18 protein-coding genes are annotated in these 20950 nt (G+C 69.0%); 11 read left to right on the plus strand and 7 right to left on the minus strand.

Annotated elements, in window-relative coordinates:
- Window positions 1-32 precede the first annotated feature (32 nt).
- Together pcaF and paaK are read left to right on the plus strand one after the other, a co-directional pair.
- Window positions 33-1241 (plus strand): 3-oxoadipyl-CoA thiolase, encoded by a 1209-nt coding sequence (gene pcaF, locus TSO5_RS14245; RefSeq protein WP_109152196.1) that lies wholly within the window; start codon window positions 33-35, stop codon window positions 1239-1241.
- 62 nt (window positions 1242-1303) lie between these two features.
- Window positions 1304-2629 carry a phenylacetate--CoA ligase PaaK gene (gene paaK / locus TSO5_RS14250; RefSeq protein WP_199230902.1) on the plus strand — a complete coding sequence of 442 codons (1326 nt, stop codon included), beginning with the start codon at window positions 1304-1306 and terminating at the stop codon, window positions 2627-2629.
- A gap of 2 nt (window positions 2630-2631) precedes the next feature.
- Here paaK and TSO5_RS14255 read toward each other — a convergent pair whose 3' ends face one another.
- Window positions 2632-3294, minus strand: a complete 663-nt coding sequence (locus TSO5_RS14255; protein ID WP_109152197.1) for a MarC family protein — start codon at window positions 3292-3294, stop codon at window positions 2632-2634.
- Between the two features lie 359 nt (window positions 3295-3653).
- On the opposite strand from TSO5_RS14255, the gene TSO5_RS14260 reads away from it, so the two are divergent.
- Genes TSO5_RS14260 through TSO5_RS14275 form a run of 4 tightly spaced genes read left to right on the plus strand, consistent with a single transcriptional unit; the run spans window position 3654 to window position 7488 of the window.
- The gene (locus TSO5_RS14260; protein WP_199230903.1) at window positions 3654-4466 is read left to right on the plus strand and encodes an ABC transporter ATP-binding protein; all 813 of its coding nucleotides are present in this window, start codon (window positions 3654-3656) and stop codon (window positions 4464-4466) included.
- Window positions 4456-5328: an ABC transporter permease gene (locus TSO5_RS14265; RefSeq protein WP_109152199.1), complete on the plus strand. Its 873-nt coding sequence runs from the start codon at window positions 4456-4458 to the stop codon at window positions 5326-5328. Before TSO5_RS14260 ends, TSO5_RS14265 begins: the two co-directional genes overlap by 11 nt.
- On the plus strand, window positions 5325-6425 hold the full coding sequence (locus tag TSO5_RS14270; protein WP_109152200.1) for an ABC transporter permease: 1101 nt from the start codon (window positions 5325-5327) through the stop codon (window positions 6423-6425). The genes TSO5_RS14265 and TSO5_RS14270 overlap by 4 nt, the downstream gene beginning before the upstream one ends.
- A 46-nt stretch (window positions 6426-6471) precedes the next feature.
- Window positions 6472-7488, plus strand: coding sequence for an ABC transporter substrate-binding protein (locus tag TSO5_RS14275; RefSeq protein ID WP_109152201.1), 1017 nt, complete (start codon window positions 6472-6474; stop codon window positions 7486-7488).
- Between the two features lie 154 nt (window positions 7489-7642).
- On the opposite strand, the gene TSO5_RS14280 is transcribed toward TSO5_RS14275, so the two are convergent.
- The 4 genes from TSO5_RS14280 to TSO5_RS14295 are packed head-to-tail and all read right to left on the minus strand — an operon-like array spanning window position 7643 to window position 14550.
- A complete protein-coding gene (locus tag TSO5_RS14280) occupies window positions 7643-8185 on the minus strand; it encodes a cyclic nucleotide-binding domain-containing protein (protein WP_109152202.1) in 543 nt (180 codons plus the stop codon).
- 8 nt (window positions 8186-8193) lie between these two features.
- Window positions 8194-11091, minus strand: coding sequence for an NHLP bacteriocin export ABC transporter permease/ATPase subunit (locus TSO5_RS14285; RefSeq protein ID WP_109152203.1), 2898 nt, complete (start codon window positions 11089-11091; stop codon window positions 8194-8196).
- Window positions 11092-11095: 4 nt separating this feature from the next.
- Complete coding sequence (locus TSO5_RS14290; RefSeq protein WP_247870758.1) at window positions 11096-13273, minus strand: NHLP family bacteriocin export ABC transporter peptidase/permease/ATPase subunit; 2178 nt, start codon at window positions 13271-13273, stop codon at window positions 11096-11098.
- Window positions 13270-14550 carry an NHLP bacteriocin system secretion protein gene (locus TSO5_RS14295; protein WP_158282416.1) on the minus strand — a complete coding sequence of 427 codons (1281 nt, stop codon included), beginning with the start codon at window positions 14548-14550 and terminating at the stop codon, window positions 13270-13272. The genes TSO5_RS14290 and TSO5_RS14295 overlap by 4 nt, the downstream gene beginning before the upstream one ends.
- Before the next feature lie 235 nt (window positions 14551-14785).
- On the opposite strand from TSO5_RS14295, the gene TSO5_RS14300 reads away from it, so the two are divergent.
- On the plus strand, window positions 14786-15544 hold the full coding sequence (locus TSO5_RS14300) for a GntR family transcriptional regulator (RefSeq protein ID WP_109152206.1): 759 nt from the start codon (window positions 14786-14788) through the stop codon (window positions 15542-15544).
- Between the two features lie 16 nt (window positions 15545-15560).
- Here the strand turns inward: TSO5_RS14300 and TSO5_RS14305 are convergent, their stop codons facing one another.
- The gene (locus TSO5_RS14305; RefSeq protein WP_109152207.1) at window positions 15561-16031 is read right to left on the minus strand and encodes a methylglyoxal synthase; all 471 of its coding nucleotides are present in this window, start codon (window positions 16029-16031) and stop codon (window positions 15561-15563) included.
- 232 nt (window positions 16032-16263) lie between these two features.
- Here TSO5_RS14305 and kduI point away from each other — a divergent pair, with 232 nt between their 5' ends.
- Genes kduI through TSO5_RS14320 form a run of 3 tightly spaced genes read left to right on the plus strand, consistent with a single transcriptional unit; the run spans window position 16264 to window position 18300 of the window.
- Complete coding sequence (gene kduI, locus TSO5_RS14310) at window positions 16264-17100, plus strand: 5-dehydro-4-deoxy-D-glucuronate isomerase (RefSeq protein WP_109152208.1); 837 nt, start codon at window positions 16264-16266, stop codon at window positions 17098-17100.
- A gap of 11 nt (window positions 17101-17111) precedes the next feature.
- Complete coding sequence (kduD, locus tag TSO5_RS14315; RefSeq protein WP_109152209.1) at window positions 17112-17870, plus strand: 2-dehydro-3-deoxy-D-gluconate 5-dehydrogenase KduD; 759 nt, start codon at window positions 17112-17114, stop codon at window positions 17868-17870.
- A 58-nt stretch (window positions 17871-17928) separates the two neighbouring features.
- On the plus strand, window positions 17929-18300 hold the full coding sequence (locus TSO5_RS14320) for a cupin domain-containing protein (RefSeq protein WP_109152210.1): 372 nt from the start codon (window positions 17929-17931) through the stop codon (window positions 18298-18300).
- Between the two features lie 28 nt (window positions 18301-18328).
- Here TSO5_RS14320 and TSO5_RS14325 read toward each other — a convergent pair whose 3' ends face one another.
- Window positions 18329-19111, minus strand: a complete 783-nt coding sequence (locus TSO5_RS14325; protein WP_109073397.1) for a GntR family transcriptional regulator — start codon at window positions 19109-19111, stop codon at window positions 18329-18331.
- 297 nt (window positions 19112-19408) lie between these two features.
- Here TSO5_RS14325 and uxaC point away from each other — a divergent pair, with 297 nt between their 5' ends.
- Window positions 19409-20809, plus strand: coding sequence for a glucuronate isomerase (uxaC, locus tag TSO5_RS14330; protein WP_109152211.1), 1401 nt, complete (start codon window positions 19409-19411; stop codon window positions 20807-20809).
- Window positions 20810-20950 lie beyond the last annotated feature (141 nt).

The raw sequence follows: 20950 nt of genomic DNA on the forward strand, positions 1-20950 counted from the left end.
CGATCCCCATCTGATAGTTTCTGGAGCGAACCATGCGTGAAGCCTACATCTGCGATGCCGTCCGCACCCCCTTCGGCCGTTACGGCGGCGGGCTGGCCCCGGTGCGCCCGGACGACCTCGCCGCGGTGCCGCTGAAGGCCCTGATGGAGCGCAACCCCGGCGTCGAATGGTCCGCCGTCGACGACGTGATCCTCGGCTGCGCCAACCAAGCCGGCGAGGACAACCGCAACGTCGCCCGCATGGCAGCATTGCTGGCCGGCCTGCCGGTCGCCGTGCCCGGCACCACGGTCAACCGCCTCTGCGGCTCCGGTATGGACAGTATCGGCATGGCCGCCCGTGCCATCAAGGCGGGCGAGGCCGAGCTGATCGTCGCCGGCGGCGTCGAAAGCATGACCCGCGCCCCCTTCGTCATGGGCAAGTCCGACAGCGCCTTTTCCCGGCAGGCGGAGATCTTCGACACCACCATCGGCTGGCGCTTCGTCAATCCGCTGATGAAGGCGAAGTTCGGCATCGACAGCATGCCGGAGACGGCGGAGAACGTCGCCGCCGACTACGCCATCTCCCGCGCCGACCAGGACGCCTTCGCCGTCCGCAGCCAGCAGCGCGCCGGCCGCGCCCAGGAATCGGGCCGCCTCGCCCGCGAGATCGTCCCCGTCTCCATCCCCCGCCGCAAGGGCGAGCCGACCATCGTCGCCGCCGACGAGCATCTGCGCCCCGACACCACGCTGGAGACGCTGGCCAAGCTCTCCACCCCCTTCCGCAAGGAAGGCGGCAGCGTCACCGCCGGCAATGCGTCGGGCGTCAATGACGGCGCCGCCGCGGTGATCGTCGCCTCGGCCGACGCGGTCAAGCGCTATGGCCTGACGCCGCGCGCCCGCGTCGTCGGCACCGCGGTGGCCGGCGTGGCGCCGCGCGTCATGGGCATCGGCCCGGCCCCGGCGACGCAGAAGCTGCTGGCCCGCCTCGGCCTCTCCATCGGCGACGTCGACGTGATCGAGCTAAACGAGGCCTTCGCCGCCCAGGGCCTCGCCGTGCTGCGCATGTTGGGCCTGCCCGACGATGCCGAGCATGTGAACCCCAACGGCGGCGCCATCGCGCTGGGCCACCCGCTTGGCGCCAGCGGCACCCGTCTGGTCGCCAGCGCGGTGATGGAACTGGAGGACCGCAAGGCGACCCGCGCGCTCTGCACCATGTGCATCGGCGTCGGCCAGGGCATCGCCATGATGGTGGAGCGGGTCTGAACAAAAATCGGCATCACCGGCCGCCAAGCGCCGGGCATCAGTACGAAGGGGAGAAGCGCACCATGTCCATCATGACCGATACCGGCGTTAACCAGGGCGCGAAAGCCGGCATGGACCGCTACGAGTTCGCCAGCCGTGACGAGATCGTGGCGATGCAGACGGAGCGGCTGGCATGGTCGCTCCGCCATTCCTACGCCAACGTCGCGCCCTTCCGCGCCAAGTGCGAGGCGAAGGGCGTCCATCCCGACGACTTCAAGGAGCTGAAGGATCTGGCGCTGTTCCCCTTCACCGTGAAGGACGACCTGCGCCAGGCCTATCCCTTCGGCATGTTCGCCGTGCCGATGGAGGACATCGTGCGCGTCCATGCCTCCAGCGGCACCACCGGGCGGCCGACGGTGGTCGGCTACACCAAGGGCGACATCGACGTGTGGGCGGAGGTCGTCGCCCGCTCCATCCGCGCCGCAGGCGGCACGCGCGGCGACAGGGTGCACATCGCCTACGGCTACGGCCTGTTCACCGGCGGCCTCGGCGCCCATTACGGGGCGGAGCGGCTGGGCTGCACCGTCATCCCGATGTCGGGCGGCCAGACCGAAAAGCAGGTCCAACTGATCCAGGACTTCAAGCCGACCATCATCATGGTCACGCCGTCCTACATGCTGAACATCGCCGACGAGATGCGCCGCCAGGGCATCGACCCGCGCAGCACCAGCCTGCGCGTCGGCATCTTCGGCGCCGAGCCCTGGACCGGCGCGCTGCGCGAGGAGATCGAGCGCACCTTCAACATCCACGCCGTCGACATCTACGGCCTGTCGGAGGTGATGGGTCCGGGCGTGGCGTCGGAATGCGTCGAGACCAAGGACGGCCCGGTGATCTGGGAGGATCATTTCTATCCCGAGATCATCGACCCCGACTCAGGCGAGGTGCTGCCCGACGGCTCCTACGGCGAGCTGGTCTTCACCACCCTGACCAAGCAGGGCATGCCGGTCATCCGCTACCGCACCCGCGACCTGACCCGGCTGCTGCCGCCGACGGCGCGCGGCATGCGGCGGATGGACAAGATCACCGGCCGCTCCGACGACATGCTCATCATCCGCGGCGTGAACGTCTTCCCGACCCAGGTCGAGGAGCTGATCTGCAAGATCCCGGCGCTCGCCCCGCACTATGAGCTGGTGGTGAGCCGCGACGGCCACATGGACAACCTCGCCGTCCGGGTGGAGATGCACGAGGACATCCACCCGTCGGAATGGGACGGCCACGCCAAGCACCTGCAGCACTCGATCAAATCGCTGATCGGCATCAGCACCCGCGTCGAGGCCGTCGAACCCGGTGGCATCGCGCGCTCCATCGGCAAGGCCAAGCGCGTTCAGGACCTGCGTCCGAAGGCTTGAGGTCAGCCCTTCTGCGACAGCAGCGGGAAGGCGTCCAGAACACCGGTCAGCAGGATCTGGACGCCGACGCAGAACAGCAGGAAGGCGAACAGCCGCGTCAGCACCCGCACCCGCGTCGGACCCAGGAAGGCGACGATGCGGTCGGCGGAGCGGTAGGACAGCCAGACCAGGGCGGCGATCGCCAGCGCCGCCCCCGACATGCCCAGGAAGAACTCCATCAGCCCGCCGGCCCCGTGCGTCGGGCGGGTGGAGCCCAGCGCGATGGCGACCGAGATGGTGCCCGGCCCGGTGGTGAAGGGGATCGTCATCGGGAAGAAGGCCGATTCCGCCAGCCGGTCGTTGTCGCCGGTCGGGGCGGCCTGTTCCTGCTTGCGCGCCTCGTGCCGTTCCGGCGCGGTCAGCAGCGCCCACGCCCGTTCGGCCACCACGAAGCCGCCAGCGATCCGCAACGCCGCCATCGACACGCCGAAGAAGTTCAGCACATAGGCACCCGCCCACAGCGCGGTCAGCATGACGATGGCCGAATAGATGCTGACCAGCCCGGCCAGCCGCGCCCGGTCGCGCGGACTGCTGTCCGCCGTCACCTGACTGAAGATCAGCGCCATCGCCAGCGGATTGACGATGGAGAACAGGGCGGTGAAGGCAAGCAGGAAACTGTCGAGCATGGGACCCGTGCATTTGTCGGCCGTCCCAACAGTTAGCGGGGACGGGGCAGGACTGGCAAGGGGAAGACACGCCCTCTCCCGCCCCGGGAGAGGGCATTCCTCCACTGCCCGAAAATTCACCACCGGGACAGCCTCAGCCCGAAAATTGTGCGCCTTACGAAAAGCACACCTGCCCGAACACTGTCCACACCGTCAGTTCCTGTCTCGATGGACAAGTTTTCTCTTTGTAAAAACAAAGCTCTACCCGCTGAATACTCAACCCCATCCCATCTGGTCCGCTTCTTGCTCCCGTCCCCCGCGACAGACGACAACGCGAAGGGACGACCGCCGTGCCAGCCGCCCAGCCCGCACCGCTCACTCTGGTTCCGCCGGGCGCAGACCCCGCGCCGCGCACCATCGTCGACATCCGCAACCTGACCCTGACCTATCAGGCCGCCGATCATCCGGTCTATGCGCTGAGCGACGTCAGCCTGTCGATCGCCAAGGGCGATTTCATCTCGCTGATCGGTCCCAGCGGCTGCGGCAAGACCACGCTGATGCGCGTCGTCGCCGACCTCGAACAGCCGACCTCCGGCGAGGTGACGGTCAACGGCATGACGCCGGAACAGGCACGGCTGAAGCGCGCCTATGGCTACGTCTTCCAGGCCCCGGCGCTCTACCCGTGGCGGACGGTGGAGCGCAACGTCATGCTGCCGCTGGAAATCATGGGCCTGCCCAAGGCCGACCGGCAGCAGCGCGCCCGCGAACAGTTGGACCTCGTCGGCCTCTCCGGCTTCGAGCGCAAATTTCCCTGGCAGTTGTCGGGCGGCATGCAGCAGCGGGTGTCCATCGCCCGCGCGCTCGCCTTCAACCCCGACCTGCTTTTGATGGACGAGCCGTTCGGCGCGCTCGACGAGATCACACGCGACCATCTGAATCTGCAGCTCACCCGCCTGTGGCTGAGCACCCGCAAGACCTGCATCTTCGTCACCCACTCGATTGCCGAGGCGGTGTTCCTCTCCACCCGCATCGTGGTGATGAGCCCGCGCCCCGGCCGCATCCTCGACGTCATCGACTGCGACCGCGACCTGCCGCGCGAGCGCACGCTGGACATCCGCGAAAGCCCGGAGTTCCAGCGCATCGCCCACCGCGTCCGCGAAGGGCTGATGGAGGGCCACAGCTATGACGACTAAACGCGCGCTCCCCGTCGTCGTGATGGCGCTGGCGGTGCTGGTGCTGTGGTACGCCGGTGCGGTCTGGCTGAACGCGCCCATGGCGACGGATGCGCTGAACCGCGCCGGCCAGGGTTGGACCACCGCCGACCTGATCCGCGCCACGCTGGCGATGAAGCGCCCGATCCTGCCGACGCCGGATCAGGTGGCGCTGGACCTCTACAACTCCCTGACCGGCTATCCGGTGACCAGCATCCGCAACCTGCTCTACCACACCGGCGTCACCGCCGGAGCGGCGCTGGCCGGCTTCGGCATGGGAGTGGTTCTGGGTGTGGCGCTGGCGGCGGGCATCGTCCAGGCGCGCACGCTGGAATCGAGCCTGCTGCCCTGGGTCATCGCGTCCCAGACCGTGCCGATCCTGGCGATTGCGCCGATGATCGTGGTGATCCTCGGCAACATGGGCTTCACCGGGCTGCTGCCCAAGGCGATCATCGCCGCCTATCTCTGCTTCTTCCCGATCACCATCGGCATGGTGAAGGGGCTGCGCTCCGCCGATCCGCTGACGTTGGACCTGATGCGGACCTACAGCGCCGGAACGGCCCAGACCTTCCGCCTGCTGCGCCTGCCGGCCTCCCTGCCCTACCTGTTCACCAGCCTGAAGATCGCGGTCGCCGCCAGCGTCGTCGGCGCCATCGTCGCCGAGCTGCCGACCGGCGGACAGGCGGGACTGGGCGCCCGGCTGCTGTCCGGCTCCTATTACGGCCAGACCGTGCAGATCTGGAGCGCGCTGGTGATGGCGGCCCTGCTGAGCGTCACGCTGGTCGCCGCCGTCGGCCTCGCCGAACGGGTGCTGGTGCCGGGCGGCCGGGGAGGCGCGCGATGAGCCGCCCCGCCATGTCCCCGTGGCCGCTGGTGATGCTGGCCGCACCGCTGCTGCCCTTCGCCACGCTCGACGGCACCGCCCTGTATCTGCCGCAGATACCGGTGGCGCTGGCTCTCTTCGCGCTGACCGTCGCAACCATTCTGGCGAGGCGCCTGCCCACTTCCGCTCTGGGAGAAGCCCTGCTTCTACTAGCCGGAGTCGCCGCCGCCTACGCAACGCCGCTCCTGCTGCTGAGCCAGGGCTACGCGCTCTCCCAGGCCGGCGGGCTTTGGCTCTCCGTGGCCGGCGCGACGCTGCTGCTGTGGCGGGTGCTGGCCCTGCTGGCGGGGATCAGCGGCCCGGCGCGGCTGGCCGGTCCCGCCCTGTTCGGGCTGGCGCTGGTCATGCTGTGGGAAATCCTGACCCGCGGCTTTCAGGTGCCGACCATCCTGCTGCCGCCGCCGAGTCTCGTGGCAACCGCCTTCGCCGCCAATGCCGCCGATCTGTGGGACGATTTCCGCCAGACGGTGCTGATCTCCGTCCTGCGCGGCTACCTGATCGGCTGCGGCGCCGGATTCCTCGTGGCGATCCTGGCCGACCGGGTGCCCTTCCTGGCGCGCGGGCTGCTGCCGCTGGGCAATCTCGCCAGCGCTGTGCCGGTGGTGGGCATCGCGCCGATCATGGTGATGTGGTTCGGCTTCGACTGGCAGTCCAAGGCCGCCGTCATCGTGGTGATGACCTTCTTCCCCATGCTCATCAACACCTTGGCCGGTCTTCAATCCGCCGAGCGCATCCAGCTCGACCTAATGCGCTCCTACGGCGCCGGCTACTGGCGCACGCTGGCGATGCTTCGGCTTCCCTGCGCCTTGCCCTTTTTGTTCAACGGACTGAAGATCAACTCGACCTTGGCACTTATCGGGGCCATCGTCGCCGAGTTCTTCGGGACGCCGGTGGTGGGGATGGGCTTCCGCATCTCCACCCAGGTCGCCCGGATGAATCTGGACATCGTGTGGGCGACCATCGCCGTCGCCGCCCTGACCGGATCGCTGCTCTACGGTGCGCTTGCACTGGCGGAGCGGCATGTCACCGCCTGGCACCCGTCTTTCCGCAAACGCTGACCGCCTCAAGCCAAGACAAACTCCAGCCAGAAGAGGATCGAACGCGATGAAGACCCTTGCCTCCGCCGTCCTGCTCGCCGCCACCGCGCTCACCGGCCTCGCCGGCTGGGGCGCGCCGGCCGCCGCCGCCGATCCGCTGACGCTCCAGCTGAAATGGGTCACCCAGGCCCAGTTCGCCGGCTATTACGTCGCGGCGGCCAAGGGCTTCTACAAGGACGCCGGGCTGGACGTCACCATCAAGGCCGGCGGCCCCGACATCAACCCGACCCAGGTCATCGCCGCCGGCGGCGCCGACGTGATCGTCGACTGGATGCCGTCGGCGCTGGCCAGCCGGGAAAAGGGCGTGCCGCTGGTCAACATCGCCCAGATGTTCCAGAAGTCCGGCATGATGCTGACCTGCCGCAAAGACGCAAACATCAAGGACCCGAAGGATTTCAAGGGCCACACGCTGGGCGTCTGGTTCTCCGGCAACGAATATCCCTTCCTGTCCTGGATGAGCAAGCTGGGCTATTCCACCTCCGGCTCCAGCCCGGACGTCAAGGTTCTGAAGCAGGGCTTCAACGTCGATCCGCTGCTGCAGAAGCAGGCCAGCTGCATCTCCACCATGACCTACAACGAATATTGGCAGCTGATCGAAGCCGGCATGAAGGCCGACGAGCTGACCGTCTTCAAGTATCAGGACCAGGGCGTCGCCACCCTGGAGGACGGCCTCTACGCCACGGAGAAGGCGCTGTCCGACCCGAAGATGGTCGAGAAGCTGGCGAAGTTCGTGAAGGCCTCGGCCAAGGGCTGGGAATACGCCGCCAAGAACCAGGACGAGGCGGTCAAGATCGTGCTGGAGAACGACACCACCGGCGCCCAGACCGAGGAGCACCAGACCACCATGATGCAGGAGGTCGCCAAGCTGATCGACGGCGGCGCCAAGGGCACCGGCTATCTCGACCCGGCCGACTTCAACCGCACGGTCGACATCCTGATGTCGGGCGCCTCCACCCCGGTCATCTCGAAGAAGCCGGAAGGCGCCTACAGCCACGCGGTGTTCGACGCGGCGGCCAAGCTGTAAGACGGTTGTCAGTTGGGGAGTTGGCGCCTCGCGTGCCCCCTCCCCGACCCTCCCCCGCTAAAGCGGGAGAGGGTGCCTTATGCGAAGCGGCGGCAGTCCCCTCTCCCGCGTGAGCGGGGGAGGGTTAGGGAGGGGGCCGCGCTTCCCGCGCCCCCTACCCCCGCGCCGCCATCAGCGTGCGCAGCATCCGCTCGAACCGCGCGCCGGCGAGCGAGACCTGATCGAGCAGCCCCTCGTCCAGCTCGTCCTCCATGATCCGGCCGGCGTCCATCGTCTGGCCCTTGCCGTATTTCAGCCGGTCGACGGTGCCGCGCAGGCGGTCGGCCAGGAAGATCGCCAGGGCCTTGTAGAAGCGGCCGGCAAAGCCGCCGTCGCTGCGCAGTCGCGCCTCGATCTCCCGCTTCGCCAGCGCCAGAACGATGCAGCGCCCGTCCGCCGACACGGTGGCCGAGGGCGGCGCCGAATCGACGAAGGACACCTCGCCGATGACCTCGCCGCTGCCCAGCCGCGCCACCGTCCCGACCCCGGCGACGTCAACGGTGGCATGGCCCTCCAGCACGATGTAGAGCGAGTCCGACGCCTCCCCCTGACGCACCAGCACCTGCCCGCCGGCCAGATCGAGCCGCCGGCCGGCGCGGGCCATCCACTCGATGTCCTCGTCGCTGAGATTGCCCAGAATATACAGCACCTTGCGCATCATTCCCCCTAAAGCAACTGCCGGCTGGCGAGAGTGCGGAACGGTCCGTCCACCGCCATCAGATCCTCATAGCGCCCGGACTGCACCAGCCGCCCGGCGTCCAGAACCAGGATGCGGTCGACGTCGCGGATGGTGCTGAGGCGGTGGGCGATCACCACGCGGGTGACGCTGAGCTTGGCGAGCGACGCCGTCACCACCGCCTGGGTGCGGTTGTCGAGCGCGCTGGTCGCCTCGTCCAGCAGCAGGACGCGCGGGCGATGCACCAGGGCGCGGGCGATCATCAGCCGCTGGCGCTGGCCGCCCGACAGGGTGCTGCCGCCGTCCATCAGCACCGTGTGCATGCCCATCGGCATCTGTTCGATGTCGCGGTCCAGCCCGACCAGCCGCGCCGCATGCCACGCATCGTCCAGCCCGAGCGGCGCGGTGCCGACGATGTTCTGGAACAGGCTGCCCGCCGTGATCCGCCCGTTCTGCAGCACCACGCCGATCTGCCGGCGCACGGCGGCGAGGTCGAGCCGTTCGGCGGCGCGCCCGTCGAAGAACACCTCCCCCTGGTCCGGTCGCTCGAAGCCCAGCAGCAGGCGCATCACCGTGGATTTGCCGCTGCCCGACGCGCCGACGATGGCGACGAACTCCCCCGGTTCGATCGACAGGCTGAGGTCGTGCAGCACCGGCGGCGCATCGGGGGCGTAGCGGAAGCCGACGCGGCTCAAGGTGATGCCGCCCTGCAGCTCGCCCGGCGCGTCGCGGCCGGCCTGAACCTCGGGTGCGGTCTCCAGGATCGGGCGGGCGCGCTCCAGCAGCGGCAGGACGGTCAGGCTCTTGGTCAGGGCGTGCGCCATCTCGGTCATCGCCGCCAGCAGCTGGCCGAAGGCGGTGATGAAGGCCAGGAAACTGCCGGTGGTGAAGGCGGCCGGCGCCTCCTGCCCCGGCGTGGCGGCGAGCGCCTGCAACGCCTGCTGCTTGGCGTCCGATTCCATCAGCAGCGCCACCGCCAGGAACACCGCGATGGTCGCCAGCGTCGGGAAGGCAGCGTGGAAGGTCTCCAGCGCATTGCCGTAACGCTGGGCGGCCACCGCACGCGACTTCTGCGCCGAGAAGCCGCGTGCCCATTCCGCCATCGCCCGCGGCTCCGCCCCGGCGACGCGCAGCTTGCCGATGCCGACGATCAGCTGCAACACCAGCCCGTCGAGCCGGCCCTGACGCCGGATATGCTCCCGCTCGTGCCGCAGCTGGCCATAGGACAGCGCCGCGGTCACCAGCGCCGACAGCAGCGCCAAGCCTGTCGCGACCAGGGCGAGGCGCCAGTCATAGACCGCCAGCAGCCCCAGGCTGATCGACCCGAACAGCGCGCCCAGCAGGCCGGTCACCGTGCTCGCCGCCAGGATCTCGCGCACGGTCTGCAACCCCAGCGCCCGGTCGGCGAGGTCGCCGGCGGTGAAGCGGCGGAAGAAGCCGACCGGCAGGGCGAACAGCCGGTCGATGAAGGCCGCCTGCATCACCCCGTCGATCCGGCTTTCCAGCCGCAGCACCGCCATCACCTTGACGATGTCGAACGCCGCACCGCCGATAGCGGCGGCGACCAGCCCGGCGATGATGAAGACCAGCTGCCCGGTATCGGCGCGCGGGATGGCGCTGTCGAACAGGAAGCCGGTGGCAACCGGCACCAGAAGCCCCAGAACCGCCGCCGCCAGCCCGCTCAGCCCCAGCCGCATGCCGTCGCCGCCAAGGCCGCGCAGGGGAAAGCGGATCGCCTCCGCCGCACCCAGCGCGCGGGCCGGCAGTGGGCGATAGAGGTGCAGCGCCTCCGCCGCCATGACGTCGGCCATCTCCTGCGTCACCCGGCGCCGGCCGCCGGACACCAGCATGTCGAAGCCGGATGGGGTGGGCAGCAGCGCCACCGGCACCCTACCCTCCTCCAGCCAGCCGAGCATCGGCGCCCCTTCGCTCCGCCACCAGCCGTCGCGCAGGATCACCTTGCGACCGCGCAAGCGCGCCCCGGCCAGCATCAGGTCCAGCATTTCACTGGCCGGCTTGCCGGCGGCATCGATGCGGGGAAGCGGCTCCTCCAGCCCCATGTGCGCCATCAGCGCGGCCAGCGCACCCGAGAGCGGATCGCCAAGGACCGGAGCGGCCGTGGACGCCTGCCCATCGACGAGGTCGGACAGGCCGCCCAGCGCCTGGGCCAGCGACTCCCGTGCCGAGTCCCGGCTGCGCAGGGCGCGCTTCGCCTCGCTGTCGGCCTGGACGGCGACGCGGCTGCCGATGCGGTTCAGCACCAGCGCATGGAAGCGGTCGAAGGCCGGCCACAGAGTGGCGGCATCGGGCCACGCCTCGGTCACCGAAACGGCGGCCCCGGCGGTACTTTCAATCCAGGCGCGGTCGGCCATCGGCAGCGGCGGCTCGCCGGCCGCCGTCGCCGGACCGCCCAGCCATGCGGCATGCCCCTCCGCCACCGTCAGCCACAGCGGCCGGCGCGGATCGGCATACAGCCGTTCGCCGGGACCGAGCGAGCGCTCGCCCGGTTCCGCCACCCGGTCGGGCCAGACCGCCTCGCCGCCGGTCGCGGCATCGGTCAGGCGCAGGATCCAGGCCTCGGCATGGGGCAGGAAATCCTCCGCCCCGGCCAGCGTTTCCCGCTCTACCCCGCTGAGGCGCGAGCCGATGGAGCCGACCGCCACCAGGGTCGCGTCCTCCTGCTTGCCGACCCCGAACAGCAGCGCCCCGGTTTCCGCCCGGAACAGGTGGCGGCGCCGGCCGCTGTTGCCCGCGAGGTGGAACAGGTCGACATAGCCGTCTTCCACCCGCCAGCCTAGACGCGGGTCGTCCAACGTCAGCGGCCGGTGGTTGCCGCCCTCCACCAGAATGGCGGCCTGCAGTGTCGCGGGGCTGTCCAGAACGTCCATCGTCTCACCCCGCCGCGATCAGCGAGGCATACTCGCCGCCGCGCGCCAGAAGGTCTTCGTGGCTGCCGCGCTCCACCACCCGGCCCTGGTTCAGCACGATGATCTCGTCGCAATCACGGATCGTGCTCAGCCGGTGGGCGATGATGATGCAGGTGCAGCCGCGCCGCCGCAGATTGTCGTCGATCAGCTTTTCCGTCGCGACGTCCAGCGCCGCCGTCGCCTCGTCCAGAACCAGGATCGACGGGTTGCCGGTCAGCGCGCGGGCGATCTCCAGCCGCTGGCGCTGGCCGCCGCTGAAATTCGCGCCCCCTTCGGCGACCGGCGCGTCGAGCTGGCCCTGGCGTCCGGCGACCTCGCCCAGGATGGCGGCGTCCTCCAGCGCGCGGGTCAGCGCCGCCTCCGGCACCGTGCGGTCCCACAGGGTCAGGTTGTCGCGCACCGAGCCGTCGAACAGGAAGACGTCCTGGTCGACATAGGCGATGGAGGCGGCGCGCAGCCCCACCGGGATCTCGGCCGGCGGGCGCCCGTCGAACAGGATTTGCCCCGACCAGGGCTGGACGAGGCCGCAGATCAGCCGGCCGACGGTGGATTTCCCGCTGCCCGAGCCGCCGACCAGCGCCACCCGCATCCCCGGCGCCAGCGCCAGCGACAGCCCCTCGATCAGCGGCGGGTCGAGCACGCTGTAGCCGAAGGACACGTCGACCAGCTCCACCGCCCCGCTCAGCCGCGCCGGCCCGTCCGCAATCTCCGCCCCCTCGGCGACGAGGCCGGACTGCGGGTCGGGCGCATGGTCCAGCGTGTCGTTCAGCCGCTGCAGATCGGCCTTCACCCGCTGCAGCGTCCCGCCCATGCCGACCAGCTTGGCGACCGGCTCGGAAAAGCTGGCGGCCAGGCTCTGGAACGCCACCAGCGCGCCAACGGTCAGCGCCCCGTCCATCACCCGCACCGCGCCCAGCCCCAATATCGCCGCCGTGCCCAGCGCGTTGAGAAAGGTCGGTGCCACCGTCAGCATCGCCGAATGCACCCCCAGCGTCTGGCGCACCGACAACAGCCGCGCCTGATAGCCGGCCCAGCGCTCGAACGCCTGCCCCTCCAGCCCGGCCGACTTCAGCGTCTCGATCGCCTGGATGCTGCCGATGGTGACGGCGCCCAACTTGGCCTGTTCCGACAGCAGGCGCCGCCCCGCATCCTCCCGCCCGCGCGAGGCGCCGCGCAGGAACAGCACGTTGCCCAGCACCAGCAGGATGGTCACCGCCGCCAGCGCCACGTCGTAGGTCAGCATGACCAGCCCGAAAAAGACCACCGTCAGCAGGCTCATCGCCGCCGTCGCCATCTCCCCCGACAGCAGCCGCGCCACCCGGTCGTTGGCGGCGACGCGGCCGGCAATGTCGCCGGGATGGCGCTGGCCGAAGAAGGGCACCGGCAGTTGCAGCAGCCGCCAGACATAGCGGCTGGCCATCACCATGGCGAATTTGGTCTCCAGCTTCAGCAGGGCCGACTGCTGCAATGCCGTCAGCGCCGCCCGCAGCAGCGCCGTGGCGCCCATCCCCAGCAGCAGCGGGACCAGCCAGCTGCGCTGCCCGCCGATCAGCACCTCGTCGACGAAGGCCTTGGTGAAGGCCGGCAGGGCGATGCCCGGCAGCACCAGCGCCAGACTGGCGGCCAGTGCGAATCCCACCGCGGCGCGCGACCGTTTCAGTTGTCGCCCCAGCATGCCGGCAAGGCCGGGCGGCTTCGCTCCGGCGACGAACTCCGGCCCCTTCTCGAAAGCCAGGGCGACACCGGTGAAGGCCTCGGAGAACTCCGCGCGGGTGACGCGGCGCGGCCCGGTGACCGGATCGTTCAGATAGGCGTGATCGCCCTTGAAACCTTCGAAGACCAGATAATGGTTGAAGTTCCAATGGACGATCATCGGCCAGGGCATGTCGGCCAGCGCGTCGGGCTCCTTCTTGAAGCCCTTGGCGGTCAGGCCGTAGCGCCGGGCGGCGCGCAGCAGGTTGCTGGCCTTGCTGCCGTCGCGCGACACGCCGCAGGCGACGCGCAGCTCCTCCAGCGGCACCCAGCGGCCGAAATAAGCCAGAACGATGCCGAGCGAGGCGGCGCCGCACTCCACCGCCTCCATCTGCAGCAGGGTGGGCGTGCGGACTCTGCTCTGACGGCGAACCGGCGGCTTTGCGCTCACAGGCCGGTCGCCTTGCGCAGGGCCGGGATGACGAAGGCCATCGGCGGCTGTTCGCGCACCGTCACCTCGCCCTCGGCCAGGGTGCCGCTGGTGATGGTCATCGCCGGGCCGGCGCCAGACGACCAGCGGTAGCCGGACGGCGTGCCGGCCTCCGGCACCAGATCGACGCGCACGGCAAACGGTGGTCCCTTGGCGGAGAACTGCGCCACCAGCCGGTCGTTCTGCAGCACCGCCTGCATGCCTTGCGGGGTGGAGGGGAAGTCCGACACCTCGGCGACCCGGCCGACCAGCGTGCCGTATTCCTCCTTGCGCACCGTCGACGGCGCGATGCGGACATCCATGCCGGGCTTCAGTTTCTTGCCATGCTCCGGCGGGACATAGAGCACCAGCTGCAGGCCGCGCGATCCGCTTTCGATGCTGACCACCGGGGTGCCGGCGGCGACGCGGGCGCCCTCCGCCACCTTCCATTCAGTGACGCGCCCGTCGGTCGGGCTGAGGATCCGCGTGTCCTGCTCCAACTGCAGGGCAAGCTCGTCCACCCGCCGGCGGGCATCGGCGACGCGGTCGCGCCCCTCGGTCAGCGTCTGCTCGGCCCGGCTGGCCATGTCCAGCTCCTCGGTGTCGATCTGAAGAAGCTGGCTCTTGGCGTCGCTGACCTTCTGGCGGGCGGCGGCCAGCTCCTGCCGCGTGTCCTCCACCCGCTGGCGGGTGGTGAAGCCGCGGCTGGCGATGTCCTCCTGCCCGCGCAGCAGGGTGTCGAGGAACTGCACGCGCGTCTCGGCGGCGGCCACCACCTGTCGCAGGGCGGCGCGGCGGGCGGCGAAATTGGCGCGGCGGGCCTGCGCCTCGCGCTCCAGCTGATTGGTGCGGCGGGACAGATCCTGCTCCCGCTCCCTCACCACCGCCCGCGCGTGGTCGAGCGTCTGTTCAAGCTCCGCCTTGTCGACGCGGGCCAGCAGTTGGCCGGCGGTCACCGTGTCGCCCGGCTTGACCAGCGGCGCCACCAGCGCGCCGGATGCGCTGGCGACCGCGTCGAACACCCGGCCGCCGCTGCTGACCAGCAGGCCGGAGCCGGTCACCCGCGTCGGGATGCTCCCCACCACCGCCCACACCAGCGCCAGCGCCAGCAGCCCCAGCAGCGCGGTCAGTGCCAGCCAGCCCCGCGGCGTGGTCAGCGTGACCAGCCGGTCCAGTTCCTCCGGCGACGACAGGCGGTCGAGCGCCGCCTTGCGGAACAGCCTTTCCGACGGCGATGGGGTGGTCGGCGCTGCGGTCATACGGATCGGGCTCGCAATGGGCGGTGCAAAGGTGGGTATACGTATGGGTAGGTTGTGGAGAGTGAAACAAGCAGCCCGGCCATTGCAACCCTGCTGAACCGCCCGTCCCAAGCTGTCACAGGAGCTGTCGCCGGGCAGCCATGAATTTCCGGCGGCAAAAGGCTTTTCGCCCATGGAAGCGCAGCGATATATTAGTAATTGCGGCATCAGGCCGAAGGACAGGATCGGGACGACCATGGATTCCAATGCGGGCGATTCGAATTTGGTGGCCGTGGCCGCACCGGCGCGCCGCCGTCGTCGCCGGCCCGCCAGTGCCACCGCGAGACCCGCCCATCGTGGGGCCACCGTGTCGGGCACCATCTATCGCGACCTGCGCGACGACATTGTCTCGTTGCGCCGCAAACCGGGCGAACCGGTGATCGAGAAGGAGGTGGCGGAGGCCTATGGCGTCAGCCGCACGCCGGTGCGCGAGGCGATGCTGAAGCTTGCCGACGAAGGTCTGGTGGAGGTGTTCCCGCAGTCCGGCACCTTCGTCGCCCGCATTCCGATCAGTGCCTTGCCGGAGGCCATCGCCATCCGCCGCGCGCTGGAGGAGGCGACGGTGCGCTACGCCGCCGAACAGGCGACCGGCAGCCAGATCGCCCGCCTGCGCGCCAATTTGGAACTGCAGCGCGAGATGAAGGAGGCCGGCAATTTCGACGGCTTCCACGATGCCGACGAGGCGTTCCACGCGCTGCTGGCGGAGATCTCCGGCTATCCCGGCTTCTGGGCGGTGACCCAGCAGGTGAAGCGGCAGATCGACCGCTACCGCCACCTGACCCTCCCGGCCGCCGGCAGGATGGACAAGGCGCTGGGCGAACACAGCGCCATCGTCGAGGCGGTCGCCGCCCGCGACCCCGACCGCGCGGTGGGCGAACTGCGCCACCACCTGACCGACCTGCAACTGGGCATCGCCGACGTCCGGCAGACCTATCCGCAGTATTTCACTGCCTGAGGATGGCGGGGGGCGCTCACACCTTGCGCGTCTCGTACGCCGTGAAGCAGGCGGCGCGCGGGGCGTAGCCGCTGGCGAAATGGGCGGAGGAGACGATCATGTCGGCCGTCGCCTCGTTGCAGGCCATCGGGATGTTGTAGAGCGTCGCCAGCCGGGTCAGCGCCTTCACATCCACGTCGTGCGGCTGGGCGGTCATCGGATCGACGAAGAAGACCAGCAGGTCGATCCGCCCCTCCGCGATCATCGCGCCGATCTGCTGGTCGCCGCCCAGCGGGCCGCTCTTCAGCGGGGTCACGTCCAGGCCGGGATGGGCGTCGCGCACCTTCTGGCCGGTGGTTCCGGTCGCCCAGAAGGCGTGGCCGTCCAGCGCCGCGATGTTGGCACCGATCCAGGCGATGAGGTCCGCCTTGCGGGCGTCGTGGGCGACGAGGGCGATGCGCTTGCGGGGCTGCTGGCCAGATTGTTGGCCAGATTGCGGGATAGTCATGATTGGACACTCCGGACGAGGACCGTCCACTAATATATTACCCTGGCCGCCGGCGCAACGCGGCGCCCCCGCCCCGCCACGGTTCGACCGCCCCCGGCATCTTTGTCGCACCCTCCGTTTGATGAAATGTCCGGATTTCCATCATTAAGCCTTGCTCCGCTTACTAGTATATTAGTATGATGGCGTCAGACCTGCCGGACAGCCGGCTGCACAGATTTGAAAGGACCACCCCATGAAAATCTCCGTCCGGCACGCCTCGCACCCCGATGCCGTCCGCAGCTACGACACCGAGACGCTGCGCGACCATTTCCTGGTCCCGACCCTGTTCGAGGCGGACGAGACCGTCTTCACCTACAGCCACATCGACCGCTTCGTGGTCGGCGGCGCCATGCCGGTCGCCGGCCCGGTGAAGCTGGAATCGTCGAAGGAGATCGGCTCGCCCAACTTCCTCGACCGGCGCGAGCTGGGCGTGGTCAATGTCGGCGGCGCCGGCCGCGTCACCGTCGACGGTGCCGTCTATGAACTGGCGCCGCGCGACGCGCTCTATGTCGCGATGGGCAGCAAGGACGTCACGTTCGAAAGCCTGGACCGCCGCGAGCCGGCCAAGTTCTACCTGAACAGCACCCCCGCCCATGCCCGATTCGAGACGATGAAGATCTCGATCGGTCAGGCCAAGGCCGTGCATCTCGGCGACCCGGCCCAGTCGAACGAGCGCACCATCTACCAGATGATCCACCCGGACGTGGTGCGCACCGCGCAGCTGGTTCTGGGCATGACGGTGCTCAAGCCGAACAACATGTGGAACACGATGCCGTGCCACACCCATGACCGGCGCTGCGAGGTGTATTTCTACTTCGACCTGCCCGATGACGCCCGCGTCATCCACCTGATGGGCGAGCCGGAGCAGACCCGCCACCTCGTCGTCGCCAACGAGCAGGCGGTGATCTCCCCGCCCTGGTCGATCCATTCCGGCGTCGGCACCCGCAACTACACCTTCATCTGGGCGATGGGCGGCGACAACCAGGACTTCACGGACATGGACTTCGTCGCCATGGACCGCCTGCGCTGAGGACGACCGCCATGACGACCCCCTTCGATCTCTCCGGCAAAACGGCGCTGGTCACCGGCGCCAACACCGGCATCGGACAGGCCATCGCCGTGGCGCTGGCCCAGGCCGGCGCCGACGTCGCGGTCGCCGGCCGCACCCCGCCGGTCGAGACGCAGGCGATGGTGGAGGCGGCCGGCCGGCGTTTCGTCTCCATCGCCGCCGACTTCACCAGCATCGAACCGATTCCCCGCATCATGGAGGAGACGGTCGCCGGGCTGGGCAAGCTCGACATCCTCGTCAACAACGCCGGCATCATCCGCCGCGCCGATTCCATCGACTTCACCGAAGCCGACTGGGACGAGGTGATGACCGTCAACATCAAGTCAACCTTCTTCCTCTGCCAGGCTTTCGGCCGCCACGTCATGGGCCGGAACGCGAAGGGCAAGATCATCAACATCGCATCGATGCTGTCCTTCCAGGGCGGCATCCGGGTGCCGTCCTACACGGCCTCCAAAAGCGGCGTCGCCGGCATCACCAAGCTGCTGGCCTGCGAATGGGCGGGCAAGGGCATCAACGTGAACGCCATCGCCCCCGGCTATGTCGAGACCAACAACACCACCGCGCTCCGCGCCGACGAGAAGCGCAACGCCGAGATCCTGGCCCGCATCCCGGCCGGGCGCTGGAGCGTGCCGACCGACATGGCCGGCCCGGCGGTGTTCCTGGCATCGGACGCCTCCGACTATGTCCACGGCACCATCCTGCCGGTCGATGGCGGCTGGCTGGCACGCTGATCCGCAACAACGCCCCTCTCACCGCCGGAGAGGGGACCTCGGCAGGGAGAGGGGAAAGATGACCACCGACGTGTTCGTCACCGCGGGCGACATTCCGTGGCAGGATCTGGGCGACGGCGTGCGCCGCAAGATTCTCGGCTACAACGACACGATGATGATGGTGCGGGTGGAGTTCGAGGCCGGCGCCATCGGCGCGCAGCATCGCCATCCCCATGTCCAGTGCGCCGTGGTGGAGAAGGGATCCTTCGACGTCACCATCGACGGCCGCACCAAGCGGCTGAACGCCGGCGACGGCTATATGGTGCCGTCCAACATCCTGCATGGCGTGGTGGCGCTGGAGCCGGGCGTTCTGCTCGACATCTTCACGCCGATCCGCGAGGACTTCCTGGGCGAACCGGTGGCCTACGCCGCGGAAGCCGACGCGACGTAAGCCTGCGGTCTCGGTTCAGACCGGCCCCTTAGACCGGATCTCCCGGCGCGGTGAAGTAACGCGGATAGTCGCGGCGGATGTCGGCGATCGAGATCTGCAGGTCGTCCAGATGGTCGTCCAGCGCCTTGATGGCGGCCGCGGGATCGTTGGCCGCCACCGCTTCGAGGATGGCGGCATGCTCCGCGATCACCTCGGCGATGCGGCCGCGCACCGGCAGGGTCAGCAGACGGTAGCGGTCGATCTGCACCTTGGTCTGCTGGATCAGCGTCCAGAATCCGGGATAGCCGGCGATCTCCGCGATCAGCGCGTGGAACGCCTCGTCTGCCTGATGGAAACCCTCATAGTTGGCGGTTTCCTGCATCTCCCGCTGCAATTCCAGATTGGCGCGGAGCGCGGCGATCTGGCTGCGGCTGGCCCGCGCCGCCGCATAGCGCACCGTCGCCTCCTCCAGCGCCTTGCGGATGGCGAAGGCCTCCGGCAGGGCGTCCAGCGGGATGCGCGACACGAAGGTGCCGGACTGCGGGAAAATCTCGATCAGCCCCTCGTCGGCCAGCTTCAGCACCGCCTCGCGCACCGGCGTGCGGCTGACGCCATAGGCCTCGGCGATCTGCTTCTCGGCGATGGCGTCACCGGGCTTGCGCTTCAGCGAGACGATCTCCGCCCGCAGATCGCGGTAGATGCGCGAGGCCACGGTCGCGGCGCGGCGCGGCGGACGGACCGCCGCGGCCGGGGCCGCCGCGCGGCGCACGGTTGCGGAGACCAGGCCGCCTTCATCCTCTGTCGTCGCGACCTTCTTCACCGATGGCTCCATTCCGGCAGGCATGTATCCGGGCAGCGCACCGCCGCCCGTGGGATGTTCGTCATACCCGTCAATCTACCCGTCCCCCTTCACCAAGGTCAAATCCATCGCCACCCTCTCAAACGGATCGGGTGCGGCGACTGGGCGCAGGCCGCATTGGCACCGATGCCGCGAAATGGGAACGATTGGGCTTGCAATCTAATCTGATATATTAATATTATACAGCCAGCCGGTAGGGACGGTCCCCCGCACGGACCCCGCCTTCCCCCACCCTGCTTTTGTCCTTCTCTTGCAGCGTAGAGGCTTCCGATGCTTCACCCCGACCGTCTTTTCCCGAGCGACCCGACGCAACGCGACATCGCGCGCCGCCTGTATGGCGAAGTCGCCGCCCTGCCGATCGTCAGCCCGCACGGCCACACCGATCCGTCCTGGTTCGCCCAGAACGAGGCGTTCCCCGACCCGGCCAGCCTGTTCGTCAAGCCCGACCATTATGCATTCCGCATGCTCTACAGCCAGGGAATTCCGCTGGAGCAGCTGGGTGTTCCGCGCAAGGACGGCGGGGAAACCTCGTCCGATTCGCGCGCCATCTGGCGCCTGCTGGCCAGCAACTGGCACCTGTTCCGCGGCACGCCCACCTCGATGTGGCTGACCCATGCCTTCGAGACGGTGTTCGGCGTCACCGAGCGTCTGAGCGCCGCCAGCGCCGACCGCATCTATGACCAGATCGAGGAGTGCCTGCGCAAGCCGGAGTTCCGCCCGCGCGCCCTGTTCGAACGCTTCAACCTCGAAGTGCTGGCGACCACCGAATCGCCGCTCGACCCGCTGGTGCACCACAAGGCGATCCGCGAGAGCGGCTGGAAGGGCCGGGTCATCACCGCCTTCCGTCCCGATCCGGTCGTCGATCCGGAGTTCGAGGGCTTCCGCGACAACCTTGCCGAACTGGGCCGCATCACCGGCAAGGACACCGCGACCTGGGACGGCTATCTCGCCGCGCTGGCCGACCGCCGCCTCTATTTCAAGAGCTTCGGCGCCACCTCGACCGACCATGGCCACCCGACGGCGGCGACCGCCGATCTGGCCCGCGCCGAGGCCGAGAAGCTGTTCGACATTGTGCGCCGCGGCGGCGCCACGGCCGAGGAAGCCGAACTCTTCCGCGCCCAGATGCTGACCGAAATGGCGCGGATGAGCCTGGAGGACGGTCTGGTCATGCAGATCCATCCCGGCAGCTTCCGCAACCACAACGACCTCGTGTTCCAGCGCTTCGGCCGCGACAAGGGCGCCGACATCCCGAGCGGCACCGAGTATGTGCGGGCGCTGAAGCCGCTGCTCGACCGCTTTGGCAACGAGCGTGACCTGACCATCATCCTGTTCACCCTGGATGAGGACAGCTACGCCCGCGAGTTGGCGCCGCTGGCCGGCCATTACCCGGCGCTGCGCGTCGGCCCGGCCTGGTGGTTCCACGACAGCCCCGAGGGCATGCGCCGCTACCGCGAGATGATCACGGAGACCGCCGGCTTCTACAACACGGTGGGCTTCAACGACGACACCCGCGCCTTCTGCTCGATCCCGGCCCGCCACGACGTGTCGCGCCGCGTCGATTGCAGCTTCCTCGCCCGTCTGGTCGCCGAACACCGGCTGGCCGAGGACGAGGCCGCGGAACTGGCCGTCGACCTCGCCTACCGCCTCGCCAAGAACGCCTACAAGCTTTGATTGGTTGAGCTGTAACGCCCAAGTCCCCCTCTCCCCCCCGGGGAGAGGGTCGGGGTGAGGGGGATGCACGGCGTGCCTATCCCGAGAATCCTCGCTGTGCGTCCCCCCCCCCCCAACCCCCTCCCCCGGGGGGGGGGGGGG

Origin of the sequence: Azospirillum sp. TSO5, assembly GCF_003116065.1 — a bacterium.
GTDB lineage: Bacteria > Pseudomonadota > Alphaproteobacteria > Azospirillales > Azospirillaceae > Azospirillum.

Bases quoted from the DNA above. Each gene is read 5' to 3' on its own strand.
- TSO5_RS14275 (WP_109152201.1), top strand. From the start codon at position 6,472: ATGAAGACCCTTGCCTCCGCCGTCCTGCTCGCCGCCACCGCGCTCACC.
- TSO5_RS14270 (WP_109152200.1), top strand. From the start codon at position 5,325: ATGAGCCGCCCCGCCATGTCCCCGTGGCCGCTGGTGATGCTGGCCGCA.
- TSO5_RS14280 (WP_109152202.1), bottom strand. From the start codon at position 8,185: ATGCGCAAGGTGCTGTATATTCTGGGCAATCTCAGCGACGAGGACATC.
- pcaF (WP_109152196.1), top strand. From the start codon at position 33: ATGCGTGAAGCCTACATCTGCGATGCCGTCCGCACCCCCTTCGGCCGT.
- TSO5_RS14305 (WP_109152207.1), bottom strand. From the start codon at position 16,031: ATGACTATCCCGCAATCTGGCCAACAATCTGGCCAGCAGCCCCGCAAG.
- TSO5_RS14285 (WP_109152203.1), bottom strand. From the start codon at position 11,091: ATGGACGTTCTGGACAGCCCCGCGACACTGCAGGCCGCCATTCTGGTG.
- TSO5_RS14325 (WP_109073397.1), bottom strand. From the start codon at position 19,111: ATGGAGCCATCGGTGAAGAAGGTCGCGACGACAGAGGATGAAGGCGGC.
- TSO5_RS14320 (WP_109152210.1), top strand. From the start codon at position 17,929: ATGACCACCGACGTGTTCGTCACCGCGGGCGACATTCCGTGGCAGGAT.
- TSO5_RS14265 (WP_109152199.1), top strand. From the start codon at position 4,456: ATGACGACTAAACGCGCGCTCCCCGTCGTCGTGATGGCGCTGGCGGTG.
- kduI (WP_109152208.1), top strand. From the start codon at position 16,264: ATGAAAATCTCCGTCCGGCACGCCTCGCACCCCGATGCCGTCCGCAGC.
- kduD (WP_109152209.1), top strand. From the start codon at position 17,112: ATGACGACCCCCTTCGATCTCTCCGGCAAAACGGCGCTGGTCACCGGC.
- TSO5_RS14255 (WP_109152197.1), bottom strand. From the start codon at position 3,294: ATGCTCGACAGTTTCCTGCTTGCCTTCACCGCCCTGTTCTCCATCGTC.
- paaK (WP_199230902.1), top strand. From the start codon at position 1,304: ATGTCCATCATGACCGATACCGGCGTTAACCAGGGCGCGAAAGCCGGC.
- TSO5_RS14295 (WP_158282416.1), bottom strand. From the start codon at position 14,550: ATGACCGCAGCGCCGACCACCCCATCGCCGTCGGAAAGGCTGTTCCGC.
- uxaC (WP_109152211.1), top strand. From the start codon at position 19,409: ATGCTTCACCCCGACCGTCTTTTCCCGAGCGACCCGACGCAACGCGAC.
- TSO5_RS14300 (WP_109152206.1), top strand. From the start codon at position 14,786: ATGGATTCCAATGCGGGCGATTCGAATTTGGTGGCCGTGGCCGCACCG.